We start from the raw sequence: 11,634 nt of genomic DNA, 5'->3' as shown, positions 1-11,634 counted from the left end.
CCCACAGCGGCGGCAACAACGGCGACTGCATCGAGCACGACGACGCCCACCCCGGCACCGTCCGCGACTCCAAGAACCCCCACGGCCCCCGCCTCCACTTCACCACCCACGCCTGGAACGCCTTCGTCACCGCCACCAAGACCGGCGAATTCCCCACCACCCGCTGAGGAGCCCGCACATGGCCAGCACTGAGCAGTGGCGCAAGAGCACCCACAGCGGCGGCAACAACGGCAACTGCATCGAGCACGACGACGCCCACCCCGGCACCGTCCGCGACTCCAAGAACCCCCACGGCCCCCGCCTCCGCTTCACCACCGACGCCTGGGCCGCCTTCGTCACCGCCGCCAAGACCGGCGAACTCCGCGCCAACTGACGTGCTGTTGGGTTCAGCGCTCCGCTTCCAGGGCCTCCTTGGCGAGCCGGAAGGCCAGGCCCTCCGCGTAGCCGCGGCGGGCCAGGGCACCGACCAGGCGGCGTAGTTTGGCCTGGTCGTCCAGGCCCCGCATGGTGCGCAGCCGCCGCTCGACGAAATCCCGAGCGGCGGCCTCCTCGTCGTCCTCGTCGACCTGGGTGAGGGCCCGCTCGGCCAGTTCGGGGGCGACGCCGCGCTGGCGGAGCTCCTGGGAGAGGACCCGCCGACCGAGGCCGCGGGCGTTGTGCCGGGACTCGACCCAGGCTTCGGCGAAGGCCGCGTCGTCGATCAGGCCGACCTCCTCCAGGCGGTCGAGGACCTGCTCGGCGACCTCTTCCGGGATCTCCCGCTTGGCCAGTGCGTCGGCCAGCTGCTTGCGGGTCTTGGCGGCCCCGGTGAGCAGCCGCAGGCAGATCGCCCGGGCCCGCTCGGCCGGGTCGGCCTCCTCGGCGGCGCGCTGCTCCTTGCGGGCCTTGCGCGCGGCCTTGCGCTCCTCCTTGGTCAACTCCCGCTCGGGCGGCGGCTCCCCGGCCGTCGGGCCCTCGGGCTCGGTCTCCACCTCCGCCTCGGCCGCGATCGCCGTGCGCCGGCGCCGCCGACCGCCCGTCAACTCCGAGGCCCGGAACATCCCGTCGAACGGCGGGATGCCGAACTCGCCCTCCGAGTCCGGCATCCCGGTACCGCTGTCGTGCGTCACGGCAGGCTCAGCTCTTCGCCGCCGCCGTCTTCTTGGCCGCCGTCTTCTTGGCGGCGGCCGTGCCCGCCTCGTCCTCGGCGACGGCACCGGCGGCGGCCGGGGCGGCCTCGCCCTCGGGGGTCTCGACCTTCGGGCCGATGCCGAGCTTGCCCTTGATCTTGGCCTCGATCTCGTCGGCCAGCTGCGGGTTGTCGCGCAGGAAGTTGCGGGCGTTCTCCTTGCCCTGGCCCAGCTGGTCGCCCTCGTAGGTGTACCAGGCGCCGGACTTGCGGATGAAGCCGTGCTCGACGCCCATGTCGATCAGGCCACCCTCGCGGCTGATGCCGATGCCGTAGAGGATGTCGAACTCGGCCTGCTTGAACGGGGCCGCGACCTTGTTCTTCACGACCTTGACGCGGGTGCGGTTGCCGACCGCCTCGGTGCCGTCCTTGAGGGTCTCGATCCGGCGGATGTCGAGACGCACGGAGGCGTAGAACTTGAGCGCGCGGCCACCGGTGGTGGTCTCCGGCGAGCCGAACATCACACCGATCTTCTCGCGCAGCTGGTTGATGAAGATCGCGGTGGTGTTCGACTGGTTCAGCGCACCGGCGATCTTCCGCAGGGCCTGGCTCATCAGACGGGCCTGGAGGCCGACGTGCGAGTCGCCCATCTCGCCCTCGATCTCGGCGCGCGGCACCAGGGCGGCCACCGAGTCGATGATCACCAGGTCGATCGCGCCGGAGCGGATCAGCATGTCGGTGATCTCCAGCGCCTGCTCGCCCGTGTCGGGCTGGCTGATCAGCAGGGCGTCGGTGTCCACGCCGAGCTTCTTGGCGTACTCCGGGTCGAGCGCGTGCTCCGCGTCGACGAAGGCCACCGTGCCGCCCTGGCGCTGGCAGTTGGCCGCCAGGTGCAGGGTGAGGGTGGTCTTGCCGGAGGACTCCGGGCCGTAGATCTCCACCACGCGGCCGCGCGGGATGCCGCCGACACCGAGGGCGACGTCCAGTGCCGTGGAGCCGGTGGGGATCACGTCGATCGGCTCGTTCGCCCGCTCGCCGAGCCGCATCACCGAGCCCTTGCCGAACTGCCGCTCGATCTGGGCGAGTGCGGTCTCAAGAGCCTTCTCGCGGTCCGTACCTGCCATGGCTTCCACCCTCGGGTTCTGTCCTGTGCGCTTCATCGTCCTCGACGCTAGCGCGTCCCACCGACAATCCGCCCCAAACGGGCTCGGCCTGTGGAAAACTCGCCGCGGCCCAGTATAGGGAACATCTGTTCGAATCAAGTCAACCACCCCGCCGCCACGCCCTCGACCGCGTGAAACCGCCAGGTCAGACCGGTCGGACCGATACCTGTGGACGCATGATCACCACCGTCGGACGGCGTCGCACCGCCGCCGTCCTCCTCGCCCTGGCCGCCTTCCTGCTCCCCACGGCCGCCCCCGCCGGGGCCGCCGCACCGCCCCCGTCCCCCGTCCGGGCCCTGCCCGAGCCCTCCGACGCCGAGCACGCTCGCGCCGAGCTGGCCGAACTGACCGTCGCCGAACCGCACCCGATGACCGGCTACAGCCGCGCCAAGTTCCCGCACTGGGCGAGGCAGTACGGCGAGTGCGACACCCGCGAGGTGGTGCTGGCCCGGGACGGCGAGGGCGTCACCCAGGACGAGCTCTGCCGGGCCAGCACCGGCGTCTGGCTCAGCCCGTACGACGGCAAGGTGCTGACCGCCGCCTCCCAGGTGGACATCGACCACATGGTGCCGCTGGCCAACGCCTGGCGCTCCGGCGCCGACAGGTGGACCAACGCCGACCGCCGGGCCTTCGCCAACGACCTGGAGCACTCCCAGCTGATCGCGGTCTCCGCCGCCTCCAACCGTTCCAAGGCCGACAAGTCCCCCGACCAGTGGTCCCCGCCGGACCCGGCCTACTGGTGCACCTACTCCCGGGCCTGGATCGACGTGAAGCACCTGTACCGCCTCGACGTCACCGCGCCCGAGGCGGCCAGGCTGACCGAGATGCTCGACACCTGCGCCACCTCCTGACACGACGACGGGCGGCCACCCGTCAGGTGACCGCCCGTCAACTCCCGGTCCTACTTGCCCTGCACGCCCTACGCGTCCCCGTCCCGGTGCTCGTCACGGTGCTCGTCACGGCCCCCGCGCACCATCCGGTGCAGCCGCCGAGCCGCCTCCCGCCGCCGGGCCCGCCGGCCCTTGCGGTCCGCGCCCCGGTCGATCCGGGGGTCGGTCTGCACCTCGTACCGCCGCACGTAGGTGCCCACGAAGCCCTGCAGGGTGGCCGCCACCGGGATGGCGATCAGTGCGCCGACCGCGCCGAGCAGCGCGGCCCCCGCGATCACCGAACCGAAGGCCACCGCCGGGTGCACGTCCACCGTCTTGGCGGTGATCCTCGGGTGCAGCAGGTAGTTCTCGATCTGCTGGTAGACGATCACGAAGACCAGCACCCAGAGCGCGTCCATCGGTTCCACGGTGAGCGCGACCAGCACCGGCAGCGCACCGGCCAGGTACGTCCCGATGGTCGGCACGAACTGCGACATCACGCCGACCCAGACCGCCAGCGCCGCCGCGTACGGCAGCCCCAGGACCGAGAACATGATCCAGTGCGCGATGGTCGAGGCCACCGCCAGCAGCGCCCGGGAGTAGAGGTAGCCGCCGGTCTTGGCCAGCGCGATCTCCCAGGCCCGCAGCACCTCGGCCTGCTTGGCCGGGGGCAGCAGCGAGCAGACCGTGCGCCGCACCCGGGGGCCGTCGGCGGTGAAGTAGAAGGTGAACAGGCCGACGGTGAACATCTGGAACAGCCCGCCGATCAGCGTGCTGGAGACGCCCCAGACGTTGTCGGCCGCCTGCTGGGCGTACTTCTCGATGTTCCCCGAGTCCTTCAGCAACTTCTGCTGGAGCTGGTCCAGCGAGAGGCTCTGGTTGAAGGTCCGGTTCACCCAGTCGATCAGGTTCTGCACCAGGTGCGGGAGGTCCCCGGCGATCTTGGCCACCTGGTCGACCAGCAGGGTGCCGAGCGCGGTCAGGAAGCCGGCGATGGCGATCCCGAGACCGATGAACACCAGGAAGGTGCCGAGCCCCCGGCGCACCCCGCGGGCGGCCATCCGGTCCACCGCCGGCTCCATCGCCAGCGAGAGGAAGAACGAGACCAACAGCATCACCAGCAGGTCGATGAGCTGCCGGAACGCCCAGTCCGCGAGCTGGAACAGCCCGACCAGGACCAGGGCCATCACCATCGCCCGCGGCAGCCAGCGGGGCATCCCCCGCCCCCAGATCGCGTGCGCCACCGAAGCGGCACCACCCCCGTCGGCGGCGGAGCCGAGCGGCTCCCCGGTGTCGGGCGGGGGCGCCTCGCCGGCCACGGACGCCGCTGCTTCGGTCAGGGTCTCCTGGGGTGGGTGCTGGTCTTCCCGGTTCTCGGCCACCCGCCCAGTCTTACCCAAAGGTCAACGGAGCAACGCCGACACCCCCTGCGTACGGCACACCACCCGCCAGACCTCCTTCGCCTCCCAACCCGCGTCGAGCGCCTGACGGACCGTCCGCCCGCCGAGCTCGCTCATCAGGTGGTCCTGGGCGAACGACTCCGCGTACGCCTCGCCGAAGTGCTCGTACATCCGTCGCCAGAACTCGGTCAGCCTCATGGGCCCAGTATCCCGGAGCGGTCCGACCGTCCACCGGTGCCCGCCCGGCCGCCGGCCCTCACCCGGACGGCAGGGCCAGCACGCCCGCGCCGAAGAACTGCCGCTCCACGCAGGCGCCCGGCGCGTACGGGCAGTTCCCGGCGGCCGCGTCGGCCAGCAGCGCGGCCAGCGCCTCCGGCTTCCAGCCCGGGTGGGCCGCCGCCGCGACCGCCACCGCTCCGGTGACGTGGGCGGCCGCCATCGAGGTGCCGGCCAGCGCGGCGTACTGGCCGCCGGGCCAGGCCGAGACGATCGCACCCTCGGCCCCGCCGTCCGGCTCCCCTCCGGGGGCGGCTATCGAGATCCGGCCCCGGCCGTAGTTGCTGTACCCCGAGGGGAGGCCGTTGCGGTCCACCGCGGCCACGGTCAGCACGCCGGGCAGCTCACCGGGCAGACGGACGCACTCCGGGCCGAGGAAACGATTCCGCCCGGGGCCGGACAGCCGGTCGTTGGGGCTGCGCTGGTCGTGCCGGACGGCGCCCAGGTCCTGCCCGTCGTTGCCCGCCGAGGCCACCACCACCGCGCCCTGCCGCTGCGCGTAGGCCACCGCCCGGCCCACCGCCAGGATCAGCGCGGCCTGGTCCGGGTCCTCGGGGCAGTTGTACTTCCACGGGTCGGCGAAGTAGCTGTCGTTGATCGCCCGGGCCCCGTGGTCGGCGGACCAGAGCATCCCGCAGACGATGTTCTCCGCGTAGTACTGCCCCAGCGGGCCCAGCAGCCGGACGGCGGCGATCCGCACCCCCGGCGCCACCCCGGTCACGCCCTTCCCGTCCCGGGACGCCCCGACGATCCCCGCCACATGGGTCCCGTGCCCGCTCTCCCCCACCCCCCGGTCCGGCCGCCACGCCCCGAACCGGGCGTCCGGGCGGCCGTCCGCGCAGGAGGCCGAGGCCGCCGGGTCCACCGCCGACCGCAGGTCCGGGTGGGTGTCGTCCACCCCCGAATCCAGCACCGCGACCAGCACCCGACGCAGCTCCTGACCGCTCGGCCGGGCGGCCCCCGGGGTCCGGACCAGGGCCGCCGGGCGGGTGCCGGCCGTCGCGGCGCGGCCGCCCGCGCCGATCATCGCCAGGTTCCAGTCCGTCGACTCGCCCGGGTCCGGGGTCAACGCCCCGTCACCCTCCCCCTCCTGCGCCGCGTCCCCGCGCACCGCCCCGCCGAACTCCCCCTCCCCCTCCAACGCCCCGGGCGGGCCCGGCACCCCCGTCGTCCTGGTCGCCCCCACCGCGGCTATCCCCGCCGCCCCGCGCAGCCGCTCCGCGAACCCGCCCGTCGCGTACGCCAGCACCACCCCGATCTGCGGGTACTCCTGCACCACCCGCCCGCCCGCCTGCCGCGCCTGCGCGGCCGCGGTCCGGGCGCCCTGCGGGTCCTGACGCTCCGCCAGCACCAGATAGCTCAGGTACGACCGCCCCGGCCCCACCACGAACGGCACCGCCCCACCGATCAGCAGCGCCACCATCAACACCCCCAGCAGCGCCCGGACCCGCACCTTCCGCGTCCGTACGGCGAGACCCAGCCGTTCCATCGCACGACCTCCGCTCGTCGGGTCCGATTCATCACGATATGACCCTGTTTCTGATCACGCCGTGGAACGTTGGTGCGAACGGGGCTGCGCCCCGCAGGGGCGCGAGGAACCGCGCGCGGGGGAACAGCAGCACGTGCAACTGGCTCGCCTGCCCCGACCTGGCACTGGGCCGCCTTCCGAACTCGCGCGGTTCCTCGCGCCCCTGCGGGGCGCAGCCCGGTGCTGTCGGTGGGCCCGTGCACCATGGGGGCATGGCGCGGACTGAGCTGAGCGATCCGTTGGAGGAGTTCGCCCCGGCGACCAAGGCGTGGTTCTCGGGGGCGTTCAGTGCGCCCACGCCCGCGCAGGCGCAGGCGTGGGAGGCGATCCGCAGCGGGTCGGACGTACTGGTGGTGGCGCCGACGGGGTCGGGGAAGACGCTGGCCGCGTTCCTGTCCGCGCTGGACCACCTCAGCCACACGCCGCCGCCCGCGGATCCGAAGCGCCGCTGCCGGGTGCTCTACATCTCGCCGATCAAGGCCCTCGCCGTGGACGTCGAGCGGAACCTCCGCTCCCCGCTGGCCGGCCTGCGCCAGGCGGCCGTCCGTCTGGGCCTGCCCGAGCCCGAGGTGCAGGTGGGCATCCGTTCGGGCGACACCCCCGCCGCCGAGCGCCGCAAGATCGCGACGCACCCGCCGGACATCCTGATCACCACCCCCGAGTCGCTCTTCCTCCTCCTGACCTCCGCCTCCCGCGAGGCGCTCCGCGGCGTCGACACGGTGATCCTGGACGAGGTGCACGCCGTGGCCGGCACCAAGCGCGGCGCGCACCTCGCGCTCAGCCTGGAGCGGCTCGACGAGCTGCTGGACCGCCCGGCCCGCCGGATCGGCCTGTCGGCCACCGTCCGCCCGGTCGACGAGGTGGCCCGATTCCTCTCCCCCCAGCGCGGGGCGAAGGTGGTGCAGCCGCCCGCCACCAAGGAGTTCGACCTCTCCGTGGTGGTCCCGGTCGCCGATCTTGACGAACTCCCCGGGGCCGGCAACCCTGACGACCCGTCACCGCAGGCCTCGATCTGGCCGCACGTGGAGGAGCGGATCGTCGATCTGGTCCAGGCCCACCGCTCCACCATCGTGTTCGCCAACTCCCGCCGCCTGGCCGAGCGCCTGTGCAACCGGCTGAACGAGATCGCCCACGAGCGTGCCACCGGCGAGCCGCTGCCCGAGGCCCACTCCCCCGCCGCCCTGATGGGCGGCTCCGGAGCGGCGGTGGGCGCGCCCGCCGTGATCGCGCGGGCGCACCACGGCTCCGTCTCCAAGGAGCAGCGCGCCCTGGTGGAGGAGGAGTTGAAGGCGGGCCGGCTGCCCGCCGTGGTGGCCACCTCCAGCCTGGAGCTGGGCATCGACATGGGCGCGGTGGACTTGGTGGTCCAGGTGGAGTCCCCGCCCTCGGTGGCCTCCGGGCTGCAGCGGGTCGGCCGGGCCGGGCACCAGGTCGGGGCGGTCTCCACCGGCGTGGTCTTCCCCAAGTACCGGGGCGATCTGGTGCAGTCGGCGGTGGTCACCGAGCGGATGCGCTCCGGCGGCATCGAGGCGCTGCGGGTGCCGCGCAATCCGCTCGACGTGCTCGCGCAGCAGCTGGTCGCGATCACCGCCCTGGACACCTGGGACGTGGACGAGCTGCTGGCCCTGGTCCGCCGGGCCGCGCCGTTCGCCACCCTCCCGCAGTCCGCCTTCGACGGGGTGCTGGACATGCTGGCGGGCCGTTACCCCTCGGACGCCTTCGCCGAGCTGAGGCCCCGTCTGGTCTGGGACAGGGTGGCCGGCACCGTCACCGGCCGCCCCGGCGCCCAGCGCCTGGCCGTCACCTCCGGCGGCACGATCCCGGACCGCGGCCTGTTCGGCGTCTTCATCGCCGGAGCGGACCCGAAGAAGGGCGGCGGCCGGGTAGGCGAGCTGGACGAGGAGATGGTCTACGAGTCCCGGGTCGGCGACGTCTTCACCCTGGGCACCACCTCCTGGCGGATCCAGGAGATCACCCACGACAAGGTGCTGGTCACCCCCGCTCCCGGCGTGCCCGGGCGCCTCCCGTTCTGGAAGGGCGACAGCCTCGGCCGCCCGCTCGAACTCGGCCGGGCGCTGGGCGCGTTCGTCCGCGAGCTGGGTGCCCTGACGCCCGATCAGGCCACCACCCGCCTCAAGGCCGCCGGCCTGGACGACTGGGCCGCGCAGAACCTGCTCGGCTACCTGGCCGAGCAGCGCACCGCCACCGGCCACCTCCCGGACGACCGCACCATCGTGGTCGAGCGCTTCCGCGACGAGCTGGGCGACTGGCGGATCGTCGTCCACTCCCCGTTCGGCGCCCAGGTGCACGCCCCCTGGGCGCTGGCCATCGGCGCCCGCCTGCGCGAGAAGCACGGTCTGGACCCACAGGTGATGCACGCCGACGACGGCATCGTGCTCCGCCTCCCCGACGCCGACCTCCTTGACTTCCCTTCCGATGACAAGCCCGTCACCGAGGACGCCCCGGTCGGCGCCGACGCCGCGCTCTTCGACAAGACCGAGATCGAACAGCTGGTCACCGACCAGGTCGGCGGCTCCGCCCTGTTCGCCGCCCGCTTCCGCGAGTGCGCCGGCCGCGCCCTGCTGCTGCCCCGGCGCAGCCCCGGCAAGCGCACCCCGCTCTGGCAGCAGCGCCAGCGTGCCTCCCAGCTGCTGGAGGTGGCCGCCGAGTACGGCTCCTTCCCGATCGTGCTGGAGGCCGTCCGCGAGTGCCTGCAGGACGTCTTCGACGTGCCGGGCCTGGTCGAGCTGATGGGTGATCTGGAGTCGCGCGCCGTCCGGCTGGTGGAGGTCACCACCCAGGAGCCGTCCCCCTTCGCCCGCTCGCTGCTCTTCGGCTACGTCGCCCAGTACCTCTACGAGGGCGACTCGCCGCTGGCCGAGCGCCGGGCCGCCGCCCTGGCCCTGGACTCCCGCCTGCTCTCCGAGCTGCTCGGCCAGGCCGAGCTCCGCGAACTGCTGGACCCTCAGGTGCTGGCCGAGCTGGAGGCCGAGCTCCAGCGGCTCACCCCGGAGCGGCGGATCAAGGACACCGAGGGCGTGGCCGACGCGCTGCGCCTGCTCGGCCCGCTCTCCGAAGCCGAGCTGACGGCCCGTGGGGCGGCGCCGGAGTGGGCGGCGGAGCTCCAGGGCGCCCGCCGGGCGATCCAGGTGCGGATCGGCGGCGAGCAGCGCTGGGCCGCGATCGAGGACGCCGGGCGGCTGCGCGACGCCCTGGGCACCCCGCTGCCGGTCGGCGTCCCGGAGGCCTTCACCGAGCCGGTGAAGGACCCGCTGGGTGATCTGCTGGCCCGGCACGCCCGCACCCACGGCCCGTTCACCGCCGCCGAGGCCGGCGCCCGCTTCGGCCTGGGCACCGCCGTGGTCACCGGCACCCTGCACCGCCTCACCTCCGCCGGCCGCCTGGTCCAGGGCGAGTTCCGGCCGGGCGAGGGCCACACCGGCACCGTCGAGTGGTGCGACGCCGAGGTGCTGCGCCGGCTGCGCCGCCGTTCGCTGGCCGCGCTGCGCCAGGAGGTGGAGGCCGTCCCGCCCCGGGCGCTGGCCGCGTTCCTGCCGCAGTGGCAGCACCTGGCCGGGCACCGGCTGCGCGGGCTGGACGGGCTGCTGCGGGTGGTCGAGCAGCTCCAGGGCACCGCGCTGCCCGCCTCCGCGCTGGAGAAGCTGATCCTCCCGGCCCGGCTGCTGGACTACTCCCCCGGGATGCTGGACGAGCTGATGGCCGCCGGCGAGGTCGGCTGGTCCGGCGCGGGCGCGCTGCCCGGCCAGGACGGCTGGCTCGCCCTGCACCTCCCGGAGGCCGCCCACCTGCTCCGCCCCGAGCCGGTGCCGCCCGCCCTCACCCCCGTGCACTCGGCCCTGCTGGAGGCGCTGGAGGGCGGCTACGGCCTGTTCTTCCGTCAGCTGGCCGAGCGCGTCCGGGAGCTGACGGGCCAGGAGCTGCCGGAGGGTGAACTGCACACCGTCCTCTGGGACCTGACCTGGGCCGGGTACGTCACCAACGACACCCTGGCCCCGCTCCGCGCGCTGCTCGGCTCCGCCCGCACCGCCGGGGCCACCGCCCACCGGGCGCCCCGGGCCACCCCGCGCGGCCGCTACGGCGGCGGCTCCCGCGGCCTGGCCCGTCCGGCCGCCCGCTCGGGCCCGCCGACGGCGGCCGGGCGCTGGTCGCTGCTGCCCCGGCTGGCCACCGAGCCGACCGTGCGGGCCACCGCCCAGGCGCAGGCCCTGCTGGACCGGCACGGGGTGCTCACCCGCGGCGCGGTGGCGGCCGAGCGGGTACCCGGCGGCTTCGCCGGGGTCTACCGGGTGCTGGCCGCCTTCGAGGAGCGAGGCCGGGCCCGGCGGGGCTACTTCGTGGAGGGCCTGGGCGGCGCCCAGTTCGCCATGGACGGCGCGGCCGACCGGCTGCGCTCGGTCAGCTCCCGGCTGGAGCGCCTGAACGGCGGGGAGTGGACGGCCGCCCCGGCGGCCGAGGCCCCGCAGGCCCTGGTCCTGGCGGCGGCCGATCCGGCGAACGCCTTCGGCGCCGCACTGCCCTGGCCCGAGCCCCCGGCCGGCGAGGGCGAGAAGGCACAGCACCGGCCGGGCCGGAAGGCGGGCGCCCTGGTGGTGCTGCTGGACGGCGAGCCCGCGCTGTACGTGGAACGGGGCGGCAAGTCCCTGCTGGCCTGGGGCGAGCAGTCGGCTGCCTACGCGGCACTGGCCGCGGCAGTCCGGGCCGGCGCACTGGGCACCACCGCCACGGTGGAACGGGTGAACGGCGTCCCGGCCCTCACCGCCCCACAGGGCCGCCTGCTCGAGGACGCGGGCTTCCACCCGTCCCCCCGCGGCTACCGCCTGCGCAGCTGACGCTGGGGAAAGTGGCTACGCCTCCGGGGGCGCGGGGAACTGCGCGAATCGGAAGGCGGCTCACCTGCAACTGAGGCTCCGTCAGCCAGTTGCACGTGTTGCCGTTCCCCGCGCCCCTGCGGGGCGCAGCCACGTCCGCCCCCGGCTTCACGCCTCTGTGGAGTTGACGGTTCCGGGGGCCTCGGGGCGATCTCCTCGTACTCCGTCAGGTATCAGCCCGTCGGACGTGACGTCTTCACCCTTCCGGGGCAGTCGCCGGTCGGCGTGCACCGGGATGAGGGCGAGCCCCCAGCCGCCCGCCAGGACGGCGAGGGCGGCCGAGCCGGCGTGCAGGACGCCTCCGCCGACCACGGCGGCTCCGAGCAGCACTGCGGGCCACCACCTCAGGGCGGTGGCCCGCAGGGACCCAACGTTTCGCGTCATGGCAGGCCTCCTCGGTG

Annotated in this window: 10 protein-coding genes; 4 read left to right on the top strand and 6 right to left on the bottom strand. The window is 74.1% G+C overall.

Annotated elements, in window-relative coordinates:
• Positions 1-29: 29 nt before the first annotated feature.
• Positions 30-167 carry a DUF397 domain-containing protein gene (locus ACZ6ZR_RS23495; RefSeq protein ID WP_465645374.1) on the top strand — a complete coding sequence of 46 codons (138 nt, stop codon included), beginning with the start codon at positions 30-32 and terminating at the stop codon, positions 165-167.
• Between the two features lie 11 nt (positions 168-178).
• Positions 179-373: a DUF397 domain-containing protein gene (locus ACZ6ZR_RS23490; protein WP_465645265.1), complete on the top strand. Its 195-nt coding sequence runs from the start codon at positions 179-181 to the stop codon at positions 371-373.
• 13 nt (positions 374-386) lie between these two features.
• Here ACZ6ZR_RS23490 and ACZ6ZR_RS23485 read toward each other — a convergent pair whose 3' ends face one another.
• Both ACZ6ZR_RS23485 and recA read right to left on the bottom strand, forming a co-directional pair.
• Positions 387-1,109, bottom strand: coding sequence for a regulatory protein RecX (locus tag ACZ6ZR_RS23485; protein ID WP_465645263.1), 723 nt, complete (start codon positions 1,107-1,109; stop codon positions 387-389).
• A 7-nt stretch (positions 1,110-1,116) separates the two neighbouring features.
• Positions 1,117-2,232 carry a recombinase RecA gene (recA, locus tag ACZ6ZR_RS23480; protein ID WP_465645261.1) on the bottom strand — a complete coding sequence of 372 codons (1,116 nt, stop codon included), beginning with the start codon at positions 2,230-2,232 and terminating at the stop codon, positions 1,117-1,119.
• A 215-nt stretch (positions 2,233-2,447) separates the two neighbouring features.
• On the opposite strand from recA, the gene ACZ6ZR_RS23475 reads away from it, so the two are divergent.
• A complete protein-coding gene (locus ACZ6ZR_RS23475) occupies positions 2,448-3,122 on the top strand; it encodes an HNH endonuclease family protein (RefSeq protein WP_465645259.1) in 675 nt (224 codons plus the stop codon).
• Between the two features lie 68 nt (positions 3,123-3,190).
• Here ACZ6ZR_RS23475 and ACZ6ZR_RS23470 read toward each other — a convergent pair whose 3' ends face one another.
• Genes ACZ6ZR_RS23470 through ACZ6ZR_RS23460 form a run of 3 tightly spaced genes read right to left on the bottom strand, consistent with a single transcriptional unit; the run spans position 3,191 to position 6,305 of the window.
• The gene (locus ACZ6ZR_RS23470) at positions 3,191-4,522 is read right to left on the bottom strand and encodes an AI-2E family transporter (RefSeq protein ID WP_465645257.1); all 1,332 of its coding nucleotides are present in this window, start codon (positions 4,520-4,522) and stop codon (positions 3,191-3,193) included.
• Positions 4,523-4,543: 21 nt separating this feature from the next.
• Positions 4,544-4,738: a DUF3046 domain-containing protein gene (locus ACZ6ZR_RS23465; RefSeq protein ID WP_465645255.1), complete on the bottom strand. Its 195-nt coding sequence runs from the start codon at positions 4,736-4,738 to the stop codon at positions 4,544-4,546.
• A 58-nt stretch (positions 4,739-4,796) separates the two neighbouring features.
• Positions 4,797-6,305 (bottom strand): S8 family peptidase, encoded by a 1,509-nt coding sequence (locus ACZ6ZR_RS23460; RefSeq protein WP_465645254.1) that lies wholly within the window; start codon positions 6,303-6,305, stop codon positions 4,797-4,799.
• A gap of 251 nt (positions 6,306-6,556) precedes the next feature.
• Between ACZ6ZR_RS23460 and ACZ6ZR_RS23455 the strand changes: the two genes are divergently transcribed.
• Positions 6,557-11,194, top strand: a complete 4,638-nt coding sequence (locus ACZ6ZR_RS23455; RefSeq protein ID WP_465645252.1) for an ATP-dependent helicase — start codon at positions 6,557-6,559, stop codon at positions 11,192-11,194.
• 147 nt (positions 11,195-11,341) lie between these two features.
• Here the strand turns inward: ACZ6ZR_RS23455 and ACZ6ZR_RS23450 are convergent, their stop codons facing one another.
• On the bottom strand, positions 11,342-11,617 hold the full coding sequence (locus ACZ6ZR_RS23450; RefSeq protein ID WP_465645250.1) for a hypothetical protein: 276 nt from the start codon (positions 11,615-11,617) through the stop codon (positions 11,342-11,344).
• Between the last annotated feature and the right edge of the window lie 17 nt (positions 11,618-11,634).

Source organism: Kitasatospora sp. NPDC088742 (assembly GCF_055584905.1).
Note: the sequence above shows the minus strand (reverse complement) of the source record. Positions and strands in the feature narration are given on the sequence as shown.